This window comes from Plantactinospora sp. B6F1 (assembly GCF_040120695.1).
Taxonomy (GTDB): Bacteria; Actinomycetota; Actinomycetes; order Mycobacteriales; family Micromonosporaceae; genus Plantactinospora.
In genome coordinates this window covers 325,941-341,746 of record NZ_JBEEAC010000003.1, presented here as the reverse complement: position 1 = coordinate 341,746, position 15,806 = coordinate 325,941, and the positions used below count along the sequence as shown (strand labels likewise).

The 15,806-nt window shown below is 71.8% G+C and carries 13 protein-coding genes and 1 pseudogene; 7 read left to right on the top strand and 7 right to left on the bottom strand.

Annotated features, from left to right (window positions below; genetic code table 11):
- Nucleotides 1-5 precede the first annotated feature (5 nt).
- A complete protein-coding gene (locus tag ABNF97_RS07160) occupies nucleotides 6-659 on the top strand; it encodes a class I SAM-dependent methyltransferase (RefSeq protein ID WP_130464971.1) in 654 nt (217 codons plus the stop codon).
- Nucleotides 660-732: 73 nt separating this feature from the next.
- Here the strand turns inward: ABNF97_RS07160 and ABNF97_RS07155 are convergent, their stop codons facing one another.
- The 3 genes from ABNF97_RS07155 to ABNF97_RS07145 form a co-directional block, all read right to left on the bottom strand.
- Nucleotides 733-1,488 (bottom strand): ABC transporter permease, encoded by a 756-nt coding sequence (locus ABNF97_RS07155; RefSeq protein WP_130464972.1) that lies wholly within the window; start codon nucleotides 1,486-1,488, stop codon nucleotides 733-735.
- A 56-nt stretch (nucleotides 1,489-1,544) separates the two neighbouring features.
- Nucleotides 1,545-2,501 (bottom strand): ATP-binding cassette domain-containing protein, encoded by a 957-nt coding sequence (locus tag ABNF97_RS07150; RefSeq protein WP_130464973.1) that lies wholly within the window; start codon nucleotides 2,499-2,501, stop codon nucleotides 1,545-1,547.
- Between the two features lie 124 nt (nucleotides 2,502-2,625).
- Nucleotides 2,626-3,264, bottom strand: a complete 639-nt coding sequence (locus ABNF97_RS07145) for a helix-turn-helix transcriptional regulator (RefSeq protein ID WP_130466314.1) — start codon at nucleotides 3,262-3,264, stop codon at nucleotides 2,626-2,628.
- Nucleotides 3,265-3,509: 245 nt separating this feature from the next.
- On the opposite strand from ABNF97_RS07145, the gene ABNF97_RS07140 reads away from it, so the two are divergent.
- Nucleotides 3,510-5,285, top strand: a complete 1,776-nt coding sequence (locus ABNF97_RS07140) for an acetyl/propionyl/methylcrotonyl-CoA carboxylase subunit alpha (RefSeq protein WP_349338023.1) — start codon at nucleotides 3,510-3,512, stop codon at nucleotides 5,283-5,285.
- Between the two features lie 134 nt (nucleotides 5,286-5,419).
- Nucleotides 5,420-6,859, top strand: a complete 1,440-nt coding sequence (locus ABNF97_RS07135; RefSeq protein WP_130464975.1) for a GuaB1 family IMP dehydrogenase-related protein — start codon at nucleotides 5,420-5,422, stop codon at nucleotides 6,857-6,859.
- A gap of 62 nt (nucleotides 6,860-6,921) precedes the next feature.
- Here ABNF97_RS07135 and ABNF97_RS07130 read toward each other — a convergent pair whose 3' ends face one another.
- Nucleotides 6,922-7,518: a TetR/AcrR family transcriptional regulator gene (locus ABNF97_RS07130; RefSeq protein WP_349338022.1), complete on the bottom strand. Its 597-nt coding sequence runs from the start codon at nucleotides 7,516-7,518 to the stop codon at nucleotides 6,922-6,924.
- A 90-nt stretch (nucleotides 7,519-7,608) separates the two neighbouring features.
- Between ABNF97_RS07130 and ABNF97_RS07125 the strand changes: the two genes are divergently transcribed.
- Nucleotides 7,609-8,058, top strand: a complete 450-nt coding sequence (locus tag ABNF97_RS07125; RefSeq protein WP_349338021.1) for a DoxX family protein — start codon at nucleotides 7,609-7,611, stop codon at nucleotides 8,056-8,058.
- 70 nt (nucleotides 8,059-8,128) lie between these two features.
- Here ABNF97_RS07125 and thrS read toward each other — a convergent pair whose 3' ends face one another.
- Entirely contained in the window at nucleotides 8,129-9,340 is a 1,212-nt protein-coding gene (gene thrS, locus ABNF97_RS07120) for a threonine--tRNA ligase (protein ID WP_349338020.1), read from the bottom strand.
- 406 nt (nucleotides 9,341-9,746) lie between these two features.
- Here thrS and ABNF97_RS07115 point away from each other — a divergent pair, with 406 nt between their 5' ends.
- On the top strand, nucleotides 9,747-10,727 hold the full coding sequence (locus ABNF97_RS07115; protein ID WP_349338019.1) for a hypothetical protein: 981 nt from the start codon (nucleotides 9,747-9,749) through the stop codon (nucleotides 10,725-10,727).
- A 295-nt stretch (nucleotides 10,728-11,022) separates the two neighbouring features.
- Here the strand turns inward: ABNF97_RS07115 and ABNF97_RS07110 are convergent, their stop codons facing one another.
- Nucleotides 11,023-12,426, bottom strand: coding sequence for an NAD(P)H-quinone dehydrogenase (locus ABNF97_RS07110; protein WP_130464983.1), 1,404 nt, complete (start codon nucleotides 12,424-12,426; stop codon nucleotides 11,023-11,025).
- A 106-nt stretch (nucleotides 12,427-12,532) separates the two neighbouring features.
- Here ABNF97_RS07110 and ABNF97_RS07105 point away from each other — a divergent pair, with 106 nt between their 5' ends.
- On the top strand, nucleotides 12,533-12,988 hold the full coding sequence (locus ABNF97_RS07105; protein WP_130464984.1) for a gamma-glutamylcyclotransferase: 456 nt from the start codon (nucleotides 12,533-12,535) through the stop codon (nucleotides 12,986-12,988).
- 34 nt (nucleotides 12,989-13,022) lie between these two features.
- Here the strand turns inward: ABNF97_RS07105 and ABNF97_RS07100 are convergent, their stop codons facing one another.
- The gene (locus ABNF97_RS07100; RefSeq protein ID WP_349338018.1) at nucleotides 13,023-14,978 is read right to left on the bottom strand and encodes a sensor histidine kinase; all 1,956 of its coding nucleotides are present in this window, start codon (nucleotides 14,976-14,978) and stop codon (nucleotides 13,023-13,025) included.
- A 131-nt stretch (nucleotides 14,979-15,109) separates the two neighbouring features.
- Here ABNF97_RS07100 and ABNF97_RS07095 point away from each other — a divergent pair.
- Nucleotides 15,110-15,766 (top strand): annotated as a pseudogene (locus ABNF97_RS07095) (ABC transporter ATP-binding protein); the annotation flags it as partial.
- Between the last annotated feature and the right edge of the window lie 40 nt (nucleotides 15,767-15,806).

The window sequence follows — 15,806 nt, the reverse complement described above, 5'->3', positions numbered from 1 at the left end:
GAGCAGTGCCGCCCAAGTCGATCCCGCTCACCGATGACCTGCACGCGTACGTCCTGGCGCACGGCTCCCCGCCGGACGCCCTGGCTCGGGAGCTGATCGACGAGACCGTGTCCCTGCTCCCCGCCGACGCCGGGATGCAGATCGCTCCGGAGCAGGCCGGGTTGCTCACCTTCCTGACCCGGCTGGTGAACGCCCGGCAGGCGGTCGAGGTCGGCACCTTCACCGGCCTCTCCTCGCTGGCGATCGCCCGTGGTCTGCCCGCCGACGGCCGGTTGATCTGCTTCGACATCTCCGAGGAGTACACGGCGGTCGCCCGCCGTTACTGGGCGCGGGCCGGAGTCGACGACCGGACCGAGTTGCGGCTCGGCCCAGCCGCCGAGACTCTGCGGTCCCTACCGGTGGAGCCGCACCTCGACTTCGTCTTCGTCGACGCCGACAAGCCGGGCTATCCCCGCTACTGGGCCGAGTTGGTGCCGAGGATGCGTACCGGTGGGCTGATCGTGGTGGACAACGTGCTCCGAGGCGGTCGGATCCTGGCCCCGGAGACAGCGGCCGACCGGGCGGTCGCCGAGTTCAACGATGCGGTGCTGGAGGACGAGCGGGTCGATCTGGTGATGCTGCCGATCGCCGACGGCCTCACCCTGGCCCGCCGCCGCTGACCCACCAGAACAACTCCGCACAACGGGTGGGACCGGCGTCGAGGCGCCGGCTCCACCCGTACCCGATGAGGAGCTAGCGGACGCTTCGGGCGAACTCCCGCGCGGCCCAGACCACGGCGAGCGCCGTGATCACCGCCATCACCGACAGTCCCTGCCAGACGGCGTCGTTGCCGAGATCGCCGGCGAAGAGTGCCCGGGCGCCGTCGACCGCCCAGGAGAACGGGTTCCAGTCGGCGATCCCCTGCAACCAGCCGGGTGCGAAGCTCAGCGGCAGCAGGATGCCGGAGAGCAGCAGGACCGGCTGGGCGATCGTGTTCATCAGCGGCGCCAGCGCGTCCTCGCTCTTCACCACCAGTGCGATCCCGTACGACAGCGCCGACGTCATCAGCGCGATAAGGGCCAGCATCAGGTAGGCGAGCAGCAGGTCCCCGATGAAGACGGAGAGCCCGAAGGCGAGCGCCAGCAGGGTGATGATGATCGCCTGGGCGATCAGCGACACCACGTCGCGCAGCGATCGGCCGAGCAGCAGGGCGAGCCGGCTGACCGGGGTGACCCGGGACCGTTCGATCACCCCGGCCCGTAGCTCGGCGATCAGGCCGAAGCCCTGGAACAGCCCGCCGAAGATGGCGAGCAGCACCAGCAGGCCGGGCACGAAGATCCGGTACGCCTCGGCGTCGCTTGACGCCTGCAACGCGGGTTTGAGCAGTGGGGCGAAGAGCAGCAGGTACATCACCGGCTGGAAGATGCCGACGAAGAGCCAGACGGGCTGGCGGACCAGCAGCAGGAACTGCCGCTGAAAGATCAACCATGTGTCGCGGGCGAGTTTCATCACAGTTCTCCTGTTGGGCGTGCACGGCGAGCACTGAGGACTCGCGCGGCGAGAGGTCAGGACTCGCGCAGCGAGCGGCCGGTCTTGGTGAGGAACACGTCGTCGAGGCTGGGGCGGTGCAACTCGATCGAGCTGAGCGCGACGCCGGCGGCGTCGAGCACGCGGAGGATCTGGGGCATCTCCCGGGCCCCGTCGTTGACATAGAGCCGGAGCCCGCCGTCGTCGGAGCTCTCCAGCCTCGTCACGTACGGCTCGGTTTCCAGCACCTTGGCGGCGTCCTGGGCCGACCCCTCGATGGCGACCTGCACGACGTCGCCGGAGATCTCCCGCTTCAGCTCGGCCGGTGTCCCCTCGGCGACCACCTCGCCGTGGTCCATGATGGCGATCCGGTCGCAGAGCGCGTCCGCCTCGTCCAGGTAGTGCGTGGTGATGAAGACGGTCATGCCCTGGGCCCGCAGCCGGCGGATCTCGTCCCACATGTGCGCCCGGCTCTGCGGGTCGAGGCCGGTGGTCGGCTCGTCCAGGAAGACGATCCTGGGTTCGTGGATGATGCCGAGGGCGATGTCGACCCGGCGGCGCTGACCGCCGGAGTACGTCTTGCACTTGCGGTCGGCGTACTCCGTGAGCTGGAACGCCTCCAGGGCGCGTACCGCGCGCCGGTGCGCCTCGGCTTTGCTCAGTCCGTACATCCGGGCGTGCAGCACCAGCTCCTCCCGGGCGGTCGACTCGTCCCAGGTGCTGCCGCCCTGGGCCACGTAGCCGATCCGTCGCCGCACCTCACCCGGGTTGGTCCGCAGGTCGACACCGGCGATGTGGGCTTCGCCACCGTCCGGTTCGATGAGCGTGGCGAGCATCCGCAGCGTGGTGGTCTTGCCCGCGCCGTTCGGGCCGAGGAAGCCGAAGATCTCGCCCTCGGCCACCACAAGGTCGACACCGCGGACCGCGTCGACCGACTTCTTCTCTCTGCCCTGTCGGGAGCGGAACGACTTCCGCAACCCTTTCGTCTCGATCATGCCTGCTCCTGGTCAGCCGGACCGGCATCCCACCGGCCCCTTCCCCCGGGGCACGCCAGAAGGCGCCCCACCGCAACGCTCTCGGAGGCTAACGCGATATAGCTCATCTAGTCAACATTGATTATTACGCGTCACCCGGCGATTCCTCGTCGTCCTGATCGCCGGCCATCGGGGCGTGCTGCGCCCAGTCGAGGTGCGGCCAGTCGAAGTTCTTCGCGTGTTCCTCCGGCAGGTACGTCACCCCGGCGTCGATCAGGTCGGCTATCCGCTCACACCAGCTGATCTCACCCTCCGCCCGGGCGATGGACAGCTGCCACATCCAGGAGACATGGACCGGCTTGTCCGTCTTCATCCAACCGGACTCCATCGCCGCCCGCAGGCTGTCGTTCATCGCCCGCAGCAGCCGGGCCCGGTTACGCAGCGCTGCGGACGCCTCCTCCCGGGGCAACGCCGGCAGGAAGGAGAAGGCCGCGAAGAACGGGTCGACCACCTCGCCGAGGTTCCACCAGTTTCCTCTGAGCAGGCCCTGGAACTCATCCTCGCCCTTCGGCGTGATCCCGTACGTGACCCGGGCCGGGCGGGCGCCGACCTGCTCGGTGGCCACCTCGCGCAACAGTCCCTCCTCGGTCAGCTTGCGCAGCGCGTGGTAGATCGACCCGGGCTGGACGTTCGCCCACTTGTCCGCGCTCCAGCTCAGCAGTTCGCGACGTACGTCATAGCCGTGCACCGGTTGCATCCACCGGACCAGGCCGAGAATCATCATTCGGGTAGCTGACACACCCAGAAGCGTAATAGCCAAAATTGAATAGTTGCCACCGCTGGCCCGGGCACCGGCCGAGCGGCCGGGCGGGGGGCCAGGTGGCCCCGGCCGCCCCACCCGGTGGCCGGACGGCCGAGGTCGTTGACAATGTCCCTGGCAGCGTCCCTGGCAAGATCCCTGGCCACGTCCCTGACAGCCGTCCTCGGCGGCCGGCGACGGTGGGGAGCGATTCGAGGAGGAACAGCCGCGTGCGCAAGGTACTGATCGCCAACCGAGGCGAGATCGCGGTCCGGGTCGTCCGCGGCTGCCGGGACGCCGGACTCGCCAGCGTCGCCGTCTACGCCGACTCCGACCGGGACGCGCTGCACGTCACCCTCGCCGACGAGGCGTACGCGCTCGGTGGCGAGACCGCGACCGAGACGTACCTGCGGATCGACAAGCTGCTCGACGTGGCCGCCCGGTCCGGCGCTGACGCCGTACACCCGGGTTACGGGTTTCTCTCGGAGAACGCGGACTTCGCGGCGGCGGTGATCGACGCCGGCCTGACCTGGATCGGGCCGAGCCCGCAGGCGATCCGCGACCTCGGTGACAAGGTCACCGCCCGACATCTCGCGCGGCGGGCCGGTGCTCCCCTGGTACCCGGCACCTCCGAGCCGGTGAGCGGGCCGGACGAGGTGCTGGCCTTCGCGGCCGAGCACGGTCTGCCGGTGGCGATCAAGGCAGCCTTCGGGGGCGGCGGCCGGGGCCTCAAGGTGGCCCGGACGGTGGAGGAGATTCCGGCGCTCTTCGAGTCGGCCACCCGGGAGGCGCTGGCCGCGTTCGGCCGGGGCGAGTGCTTCGTCGAGCGCTACCTGGACCGGCCCCGGCACGTCGAGGCGCAGGTCCTCGCCGACCAGCACGGCAACGTCGTGGTCGTCGGCACCCGGGACTGCTCGCTGCAGCGCCGCCACCAGAAACTCGTCGAGGAGGCGCCGGCGCCGTTCCTGACCGACGAGCAGCGCTCGAAGATCCACGCCAGCGCGAAGGCGATCTGCCGGGAGGCCGACTACCACGGCGCCGGCACCGTGGAGTACCTGGTCGGCGCGGACGGCACCGTTTCCTTCCTGGAGGTGAACACGCGCCTCCAGGTCGAACACCCGGTGACCGAGGAGACCGCCGGCATCGATCTGGTCCGGGAGCAGTTCCGGATCGCGTCTGGCGAGAAGCTCCGCTTCGACGCCGATCCCGTCCCGCGCGGGCACTCGTTCGAGTTTCGGATCAACGGCGAGGACCCGGGCCGGAACTTCCTGCCGGCCCCCGGTGCGGTGACCGCGCTGCGGCTGCCCACCGGACCCGGCGTACGGGTGGACACCGGCATCGTGGCCGGGGACGTGGTCGGCGGCAACTTCGACTCGCTGCTCGCCAAGGTGATCGTCACCGGCGAGACCCGTACAGAGGCGCTGGAGCGCGCCCGTCGGGCTCTCGACGAGATGGTGGTGGACGGGATGGCCACCGCACTGCCGTTCCACCGGCTCGTCGTCCGGGACCCGGCCTTCACCTCCGCGCCGTTCGCCGTGCACACCAGGTGGATCGAGACCGAGTTCGACAACACCCTGCCGGCGTTCGCCGCCGCCGTGCCGGCCGACGAGCCGGCCGGGGCCCGGGAGACCGTCGTGGTCGAGGTCGGCGGCAAGCGGCTGGAGGTCAGTCTGCCGGCCGGCTACGGCACGGGTACCGCCCTGGCCGCCGGCCCGGGTACCTCCGGCGGGACCACCCGGCGACCATCCCGGCGGGCTGGCCGGTCCGCCGCGTCCGGCGGAGCCGCCGCCGGAGGCGACGCGCTGACCTCCCCGATGCAGGGCACCATCGTCAAGATCGCGGTTGCCGACGGCGACACGGTCGCCGAGGGTGACCTGATCGTCGTGATGGAGGCGATGAAGATGGAGCAGCCGTTGCACGCGCACAAGGCCGGTGTGGTGCGCGAACTCGCCGCCGAGGTCGGCGCGGTCCTCACCGCTGGCGGCGTCGTCTGCCTCATCAACTGAGTACGAACCGCAGGCCGGCCCGGCTGGGCTGGACGGTCGGCCGCGGGCCGGTGCTCTCCGCTGACCGGAGAGGTCGGTCACTCGACCAGCGGGAGTGACCGGCCGGGTGGATCGCCCTCCGGCATGATGGCGAGGTGCGGTTCATCACCGGTGGGAAGCCCAGCCAGGACCTGACCTACAACGACGTCTTCCTGGCCCCGGTCCGGTCGGCCGTCGAGTCCCGGCTCGACGTCGACCTCGCCAGCAGTGACGGGACCGGCACGACGATCCCGATCGTGGTCTCCAACATGACGGCGGTGGCCGGCCGGCGGATGGCCGAGACGGTGGCCCGGCGCGGGGCACTCACCGTGCTGCCGCAGGACATCCCGATCGACGTGGTCGCCGAGGTGATCAGGTGGGTCAAGCAGCGGCACCTGGTGCACGACACGGCGATCGCGCTCGGCCCCACCGACACCGTCGGGGATGCCATCCACCTGCTGCCGAAGCGGTCGCACGGAGCGGTGATCGTGGTCGATCCGGATGGGCGGCCGGTCGGCGTGGTGACCGAGGCCGACACGGTCGGGGTGGACCGGTTCGCGCAGTTGCGGCATGTCATGTCCACCGAACTGCACACCGTGCCCGCCGAGTCCGATCCGCGCACCGGGTTCGACCGGCTGTCCCGGGGTCGCCGCCGGCTCGCTCCGGTGGTCGACGTCGACGGCCGGCTGGTCGGGGTGCTGACCCGGCGGGGCGCGCTGCGGGCCACGCTGTACCGGCCGGCGCTGGACGGCAGGGGCCGGCTGCGGATCGCGGCCGCGATCGGCATCAACGGCGACGTCGCCGGCAGGGCCGCCGCGCTCTTCGAGGCCGGGGTGGACACCCTGGTGGTGGACACCGCGCACGGCCACCAGGAACGGATGCTCCGGGCACTGCGGGCGGTACGCAGCCTCGATCCGCCGGTGCCGGTGGCCGCCGGCAACGTGGTCACCGCCGACGGGGTACGCGACCTGGTCGAGGCGGGGGCGGACATCGTCAAGGTCGGCGTGGGGCCGGGGGCGATGTGCACCACCCGGATGATGACCGGGGTCGGCCGGCCACAGTTCTCCGCGGTACTCGACTGCGCCGCCGCCGCCCGCGAACTGGGCCGGCACGTCTGGGCCGACGGCGGGGTGCGCCACCCGCGCGATGTCGCCCTGGCTCTGGCCGCCGGGGCGTCGAACGTGATGATCGGCACCTGGTTCGCCGGCACCTACGAGTCCCCCGGTGACCTCTACACCGATGCCGACGGACGGCGTTACAAGGAGAGCTTCGGCATGGCGTCGTCCCGGGCGGTCAGCGCGCGCACCGCCGAGGACAGCCCGTACGACCAGGCTCGGAAGGCGGTCTTCGAGGAGGGGATCTCCAGCGCCCGGATGTATCTCGACCCGAACCGGCCGGGCGTGGAGGACCTGATCGACGAGATCGTCGCCGGGGTACGCAGCGCGTGCACGTACGCCGGGGCGGCCGATCTCGCGGAGTTCCACGCCAACGCGGTGGTCGGGGTACAGAGCGCCGCCGGCTACACCGAGGGGATGCCGCTGCCCACCAACTGGTGAACGCCGCCCAGCACCCGGTGGGCGCGGCCACTCACCGGTGAGGTGGCACCGGTCCCGGCCGCTCAGCCGAGGGGCGCGAAGAGTCGGCTGAGCACGAGCCTGGCGGCGGCTTCCGGATCGTCGCCGATCTGGTCGGTTCGGAGCGCCCTGCCGAGCCACAGGGTGGCGAAGCCGTGCGCGATCGACCAGGCGGCCAGCTCGGAGTGTGCGGCCGCCGGGCCGACCGGCGCCGCCGGGAGCCCGGCAACCCCGGCCCGGAGGGCCGCCCGGGTCCGTTGTTGGGCGGCGGTGAGCCCGGCGTCGTCGCGGTGGAAGAGCTCCGGCCGGAACATCACCTCGAAGTGGGCGCGATGGCGCACCGCGAACATGACGTAGCCGACGCCGAGTTCGAGCAGACTGCCGCCGGACTCCTCTCCGACCCGGGCCAACGTGTCGGCCAGCATCTCGAATCCCTCGGTGGCGAACGCCGTCAGCAGCCCGGCCTTGTCGCCGAAGTGGTGCGCCGGTGCGGCGTGCGAGACGCCCGCCCGGCGGGCCAGGTCGCGCAGGCTGAGCCCGGCGGGACCGGAGTCCTCGATCGCGGTCGCCGCCGCGGTCAGCAGCGCGCGGCGCAGGTTTCCGTGATGGTAGGGCCGCCCTGCGGCATCCTCCTCGGTCATACCCGACAGCATATCTTTCTATTGACAAGATGCCGCCCGTCAGGCAATCTTGATAGTGACAAGTTCCCGACGTCGGATGGACGACCCACCATGGCGCCGCTGATCGCCCTCCTCGCCGGCTCGCTCGTCGCTCGACTCGCCGGACTCCTCGGCGTCGACGCGCTCGACGGCTGGCAGCCCGCACTCCGGATCGGGCTGGCACTGATGTTGCTGCTCACCGGGGCTGCGCACTTCGCACCGAGCCACCGCCGCGACCTGATCGCGATGGTGCCGCCGGCACTGCCCAGGCCCGCCCTGCTGGTCACCGTGACCGGCGTACTGGAGCTGGCCGGCGTGGTCGGGCTACTCGTTCCGGCCAGCTCCCGCTGGGTCGCGGGTGGGTTGGCACTACTGATGATCGCGATGTTCCCGGCCAACGTCTCCGCCGCCCGCCGCAAGCTGACCCTGGCCGGCCGACCGGTCACCCCGCTCGGCATCCGCACGGCCCAACAGGTGCTCTACGTCGGCGTCGCCCTGCTCGTGCTCCTTCTCCCCCACTGACCGGGGGCCGCACCGAACTCCGGCCCGACCGAACCACCCCTGGTCCGGGGGCCGGGAGCTCCGGCGCGATTCAGGGCAGCAGCTCCGCCGAGCGGCCGAGCACGATCCCGGTGACCAGCCGCAGCGCGTCCGGCGCGGACATCGGCTCCACCGACCGACCGTCCCGCAGCCGCAGCGCCACCTGCCCGGCCGACACCTCCCGGGCACCGAGCACCGCCGCGTACGGAACCCGGCGCTGGGCGGCCGCCCGGACCCGGGCGCCGAGCGATCCGTCGACGACCAGCTCGGCCCGCAGCCCGGCGAGTACGCAGTCCCGCCGGAACGCCTCCGCCGCCGCCACCTGCTCCGGCCCGACCGGCAGGACCTGCACCTGGACCGGGGCGTACCAGGCCGGGAAGGCTCCGGCGTGCACCTCGATCAGGTACGCGAAGAGTCGCTCCATGCTGCCGACCAGGCTCCGGTGCACCATCACCGGCCGCGCCCGCCGCCCCCGGGCGTCGGTGTAGCAGAGGTCGAACCGGGCCGGCTTGTCGAAGTCGAGCTGGATGGTGGAGAGGGTCGACTCCCGGCCGGCCACGTCCCGCACCTGAATGTCGATCTTCGGCCCGTAGAACGCCGCCTCCCCCGGCGCCTCGACGTAGGGGAGGCCGACCAGCGCCGCCCGGAGCAGGTCCTCGGCCCGCTGCCACTCCTCGTCGTCACCGACGTACTTCCCGCCCGGTCCGCGCAGCGACAGCCGGAATCCCGCCGGGCGTACCCCGAGCGCGGCGTGTGCGGCGCGGATCAGGTCCAGCACCTCGACGACCTCGGCGCCGACCTGCTCGGGGGCGCAGAAATTGTGCGCGTCGTTGAGCGAGATCGCGCGTACCCGGCTGAGTCCGCCGAGCACCCCGGACCGCTCCGGCCGGTACATCCCGCCCAACTCGGCGATGCGCAGCGGCAGTTCCCGGTAGGACCTTCCCCGGGCCCGGTAGACGAGGGCGTGGTGCGGGCAGAGCGCCGGACGGAGTACGAACTCGTCGTCGGCCGAGAGCCGCAGCACCGGGAACATGTCGGCGGCGAAGTAGCCGAGATGCCCGGACAGCTCGAACAGTTCGCGTTTGCCCAGCGGGGGCGAGTACACGTGCTGGTAGCCGGCCCGGCGCTCCAGCTCGCGGACGTACTCCTCGACGGCGTGCCGGGCGGCGGCGCCGGCCGGCAGCCAGACCGGCAGCCCGGCCCCGGACAGCGGATCGGCGTGGAACAGCTCGAGCTCGCGACCGAGCCTGCGGTGGTCGTGCATCTTCTCTCCCGGATCGGTACGGACCCGGCGGCGACTCCGGCCCGGGAACGGCGCCGATCTGGTGTGCACGACGAAGCCCCGGAGCGGATCGCCCCGGGGCCAGTCGACGAGTTGGTATGCGTCAGCGCGGCACGCCGGGGTCTCCCGGCGTCGTCGTCTCCCGCATCACGCTGCGCATGGCGGCCACGGTACTCCGGCCCGAGGCACCGCCGCAGCCCATTTCCGGGCCCTCCGGCCGAGCCGCCACCCATCGAACGATTGCCATCGATGTATCGATCGGTTGCAGCCGGCCGCTGTCGGATCCACGACCGCAACCCTCTCCGACTCCGCAACGTGTTTCGACTGTTCGATCACCTGAAGAGGGGTACCGATGATCAAAATCTCACGACGGGCTGTCCTGCGTGGAGTGACCGTCACCACCGCAGCCGCCGCCCTGATGTCCGGGTCCGCCCTCGCGGCCTCCGCCGCGTCTCTCCCCCCGCCCACCCCCTGCACCATGCAGACCCTGCCGGCGCCGGTGGACACCTACCGCAGCGACGTCGTGGCGATCGATCCCTCGGGCCGGTACATCCTCGGCTCGGCGATCGTGCGCCAGGACACCGACACCTACACGGTGCTGCTCTGGGATCAGGGCCAGCTCACCAGCTTCGACCCTCCGGCGTCGGGCGGAGCTCCGATCGACGTCAACCGGTACGGCGTCGCCATCGGCAACGGTCCGACAGGGGTGCCGTCGCCGCCGTGGCGGTACCGCGACGGCCGGGGAGAGCTGCTGCCGGTGGCCGATCCGGCGGATCACACCACCGTGGTGGCCATCAACTCCCGTGGCGACATCGTGGGGATGGCCCTCACCCCGACGAACCAGCGGTACGGGCTGCTGTGGCCGGCAAGCGCTCCGGGCACCGTCCGGGTGATCGACACTCCCTCGCCGTACTCCGTCATCACCGGCTTCACCGACGACGGCACCATCGTCGGCACCACGGAAACCATGCAGGTCACCTCGTGGCTGCGGACGCCATCCGGCGTGCTGCGTCCACTGACCGGCCCCGACGGCGAGACGTCGGTGACTGTCGAGGCCGCGAGCGGACGCTGGGCGGTTGGCCACGCTTCGCAGGAAGGTGCGCCGGCCGCGCTGCGCTGGGACCTGCGGACCGGCCGGTACACGGTGCTCGACCCGCAGCTCGCCTACGAGCAGGCCGACGTCAACGCGTACGGCACCGTCCTGGGCGGCGCCCTGCTGCAGCGTGGGAACACCGTGCTGACGCTTCCCTCGCCCGAACCCGGTGACGGGGTCGGCGGTCGTGCTCTCGCCGACAACGGGACGGTGGCCGGCTTCCACAACCCTCACCTGCCCGGTGGGGTGCGGGCGGTGCGCTGGACCGGCTGCTAGACGGGGACAGCTTCCAGCCGGGCCGCCGACGCGGAGTCCGTCGACGGTCCGGCTGCCAGCCGCCGCTACCCGTAATCATGATCAACGAACGAAGGGATCGCCCGTTGAGAGGGCCGCCGGCGCGGGACCCGCCGGCGGCCCGGTGGCGAACCGCTTCGACCACCGGAAACGGGGGACCCGGCGGGAGGCGGTTCGCGCGCGGACAACGGTACGCCGCCAGCCGCGCCGGCACCGCCCCGCGACGCTATCCGTACCACCCGTCCGGAGCCGCCCAGACGGGTGTGCACCGGAACCGTTACTCCAGCTCGTGCAGCATCAACTGCCGGGCCGCCTCGGTGATCGACCCGGACAGCGAGGGATAGATGGTGAAGGTCATCGCCAACTGGTCGACGGTGAGGTTGTTCTCCACCGCCATCGTGATCGGCAGGATCAGCTCGCTGGCGTTCGGCGCCACCACCACCCCGCCGACGACCTGCCCGCTGGCCGGCCGGCAGAACAGCTTCACGAACCCGTCCCGCACGTCGGCCATCTTGGCCCGGGCGTTGCCGGCCAGCGGCAGCATCACCTGGCGGGCCGGGATCCGACCGGAGTCCACCTCGTTCTGCGACACCCCGACCGTGGCCAGTTCCGGGTCGGTGAAGACGTTCGCGGCGACGGTACGCAGTCGTAGCGGTGAGACCGCGTCGCCGAGCGCGTGCCACATGGCGATCCGGCCCTGCATGGCGGCGACGCTGGCCAGCGGCAGTACCCCGGTGCAGTCACCGGCGGCGTAGATGCCGGGCACGTTGGTCCGGGAGACCCGGTCGGTGCTGACGTAGCCGCCGGGTGCCACCGTGACGCCGTACTCGGTCAGGCCGAGGTCGGCGGTGTTGGGGACCGAGCCGACCGCCATCAGCGCGTGCGAGCCCGACACCACACGGCCGTCGGCGAGCTCGACCTCCACCCCGTCGCCGGCACGCCGCACCGCGTTCGCCCGGCTGTTGTTGAGGATCTCCATCCCCCGGGACCGGAAGACCTGCTCTATCGCCATCGCGGCGTCGGGGTCCTCGTGCGGCATCACCCGGTCCCGACTGGAGACCAGGGTCACCTCGACGCCCATCGCCAGGTACGCGCTGGCGAACTCGGCACCGGTGACGCCGGAGCCGATCACGATCAGCCGTTCCGGCAGTTGGGGCAGGTCGTACACCTGGCGCCAGGTCAGGATCCGCTCGCCGTCCGGTACCGCGGTGGGCAGCACCCTCGGGGTGGCACCGGTGGCGATCAGCACGGTCGAGGCGTCCATCGAATACGCGGAGTCACCGCCCGACGGGGTCACCAGCACCCGGTGGGTGTGACCGAGGGTGTCCTCGCCGAGCCGGGCCCGACCGGAGACAAAGGTCACACCCGCCTTGATCAGTTTTGCCTGGATGTCGGCGGACTGGGCGAGCGCGAGCCGCTTGACCCGACCGTGCACGGTCGGTGCGTCGACGGTGATCGCGTCCAGCCCGTCCGAGTGCACCCCGAACTCCTCGGTGTCCCGATAGCCGGTCACCACCTCGGAGCTGGCGATGAAGGTCTTCGACGGTACGCAGTCGTGCAGTACGCAGGCTCCGCCCGCCCCGTCGGTCTCGACCACCGTCACGTCGGCGTCCAACTGGGCGGCGACCAGCGCCGCCTCGTAGCCGGCCGGCCCTCCGCCGATGATCACAATCCGGCTCACAGTGCTCGCCCTCCGTCGCTGCTCCCAGTGACAATCTTGTCCAGAACCCGTCCGACACGCACCGTCGTATTCTCCCCCACCCCTTCACCGGGCTATCGTCATCGCCGTGCGTCATTACGCCGCGTACGGCTCAAACCTCGATCCCGCCCGGATGCGTGCCTACTGCCCGCACTCACCGATGGTGGGCACCGGCTGGCTGGAAGGCTGGCGGCTCACCTTCGCCGGTGAGGGGGTCATCGGCTGGGAGGGTGCCGTCACCACCATCGTCGAGTCGCCCGGCGATCGGGTCTTCGTCGCACTCTACGACGTGCACTCCTGGGACGCCGCCCAGCTCGACGAGGTCGAGGGGGTGTCCTCCGGCACGTACCGGAAGCTGCACGTCCGGGTGGTCACCCTGGACGGCGAGATCACCGCCTGGGTCTACGTCTTCGCCGGCTACGAGGGCGGGCTGCCCACCGCGTGGTACCTGTCGGAGATCGCCAACGCGGCGGAGAAGGCCGGCGCGCCCGACGACTACGTGGCCGAACTGCGCTCCCGGCCCACCGGCACCGCCTCCACCTGATCCGCGCCGCGTCCGGCTGACCCGCGCCGGTCCGCTACTCCGGGAGTGGGCAGGGGATCTCCACGGTCACCGTGGTCGGCCCGCCGGCCGGGCTGTGCACCTTCAGTACCCCGTCGAACGCGCCCAGCCGGCGCTGCACGCCGCGCAGCCCGGTGCCCCGGTCCGGATCGGCGCCGCCCCGGCCGTCGTCGGTGATCGTGACCCGCAGCACCGTACCGGTGTGCGTGATGTCGATCTCCACCTTGCTCGCTCCGCCGTGCCGGGTGGCGTTCGCCAGCGCCTCCAGCGCGCAGAAGTACCCCGCCGACTCCACCGGCGGGTCGAGCCGGCCGGGCAGCTCTCCGGTCACCCGTACCGGGACGGGGCTGTCCAGCGCCACCGCGCGGAGCGCGTCCGGCAGTCCCCGCTCGGCCAGTACCGGTGGATGGATGCCCCGGACCAGGTCCCGCAGTTCGGTCAACGCGGTCGCCGAGGCCAGCCGGGCCTGGGCCACCATCGCCTGCGCGGCGGATGGATCCTCCTCGATCAGCCGCTCCAGCCCGGCCAGGCTGAGCCCGACCGCGATCAGCCGGGCCTGCGCCCCGTCGTGCAGGTCACGTTCGATCCGGCGCAGTTCGGCCGCCTGGGTGTCGACGGCGTCGGCCCGGGTCTCGGTCAGCTGCCGTACCCGCGACGTCAGTTCGGCCGAGCGGGTCGGTACGAGCAGCAGCCGGTCGTACCGGAGACGCAGCCGGAGCAGGGCCGGGGCGAGCAGCACACCGAGGCAGGCCATCGCCAGCCCGAGCAGCGCGCTGGTCCAGCCGGGGATCCCGGCGAGGTCCGGCACGGCGTACGTGACGCCGTACCAGATGTACCAGGGGGTGACCCACTCGCCGGTGACCAGTCCCAGCGGCACCGCCCACGGCCACCACCACAGTGGCTGCCCGACCAGCCCGAACAGCCCCACCGAGACCAGCGCGGCGGGGACCAGTCCGAGGAGCCCGACCAGCGGGTTGGTGGCCATCCAGAGCTGGTCGCGCCAGAATGCCGGATCGGTGAGGAGCCAGCCGTACGCCTGGCCCCGGATCGCCGCCGCCCGGTCGTCGTAGAGGGTACGGCCGACCCGGTAGCGGCCGTCCTCCTCCGGTCGTGGCGGCTCGGGATACGGCCGGTAGGGCTCCGGGATCGTCACCCCGGCCCATCGGTGTCCGTACCGGCGGTAGCGGCTGACCAGCGGGCGGGTCACCCTCGACACCTGCGGCGCCAGCCAACCCAAGCCGACCATCAGGGTCACCAGGTTCAACAGGAAGCCGCCGAACGCCGCGAAGCCGAGGCCGGCCAGCCCGGCAGCGTGCCAGGCGGCGCTCGACCGCCGGCGCGTCCAGCCGGCCAGCCCCGACCGGTGCCACCAGGACCGCTCCGGCGGCTGGAGCAGCAGCCGGGTCCACCGGGCGTGCAGCCGCAGCGCCAGCGGCGCGACCGTCACACCGAGCACGACCAGCGCCAGCCCGAGCGGCAGCGCCAGCACCGGCGGCGGCGAGCCGACGACCGGGGCTGTGCCGCCGGTCAGCCCGAGGGCGCCGAGCCCGATCCCGGCACCGGCCAGCACCGGCGGGACCAGCGTGCCGAGACCGCCGACGAACGGCGTCAGGTGCAGCCAGACCCACTCGCGGAGCAGCGCCGGGTCCTCGCCGCGCCAGGTGAGTTCCATCAGGTACGCCGGCAGCCGGGGCGAGCGGTACAGCTCTTTCTCGTGCACGTACCAGCCGTCGGCCCGGCGCTGCGGCACCGGCGGTCCCGGGCGGTGCTCGACCGGCACCGGGACGCCGCCCCAGCGCCCGGCCAGCCGCCGCCCGAGGTCGGTTAGCCGCTTGCCGGCCCGGGCCGCCGGCAGGTACGGCACGACCAGGGTGGCCGCCGCCACCAGCAGTACCGACATCAGCATGCCGAGCAGCCCCAACCCGGCCAGGGCGAGGTTACGGACGAATGCGAGACCGTACCGGCGCAGCATGCGTCCAGTCTCGTCCCCGGTCGTGCACGACGGACTGTGGCCAGGGACCCGGCCGGGGTGTAGTTACCTGCACCCGGGCCGGGCAGCTGGACGCATTACGGTCGACCGCCGGAATTCCTAGCGTTTCTCCCATGACAGTCATCGAGATCAGCAACCTGCAGAAGCGGTACGGCGACCAGGTCGCGGTCCGCGATGTCTCCTTCGAGGTACGGGCCGGTGAGATCTTCGGGATCGTCGGTCCCAACGGCTCCGGCAAGACCACCACGGTCGAATGCCTCACCGGGCTGCGCCGGGCCGACGGCGGAACGCTCCGGATACTCGGACTGGACCCGGCCCGGGACCGCACCGCGCTGCGCCGTCAGGTCGGCATCCAGCTCCAGGAGAGCCACCTGCCGGACCGGCTGAAGGTCTGGGAGGCACTCGACCTGTACAGCTCGTTCTACGCCGAGCCGGCCGACTGGCGGGCGCTGATGGACGAGCTGGGGCTGACCGCGAAGCGGAACACGGTGTTCAGCAAGCTCTCCGGCGGGCAGAAGCAGCGGCTCTCCGTCGCGCTCGCCCTGGTCGGCAACCCCCGGATCGCGGTACTCGACGAGCTGACCACCGGGCTGGATCCGCAGGCCCGTCGGGACACCTGGCAGCTGGTCCGGGAGGTCCGGGACCGGGGCGTCACGGTCGTCCTGGTCACCCACTTCATGGACGAGGCCGAGCGGCTCTGCGACCGGCTGGCGGTGATCCGGGCCGGTGAGGTGGTCGCGATCGACACCCCGGCCGCGCTGGTGGCCCGGGCCGACGTGCCCGGCGTCGAGCGGCCCACCCTGGAGGACG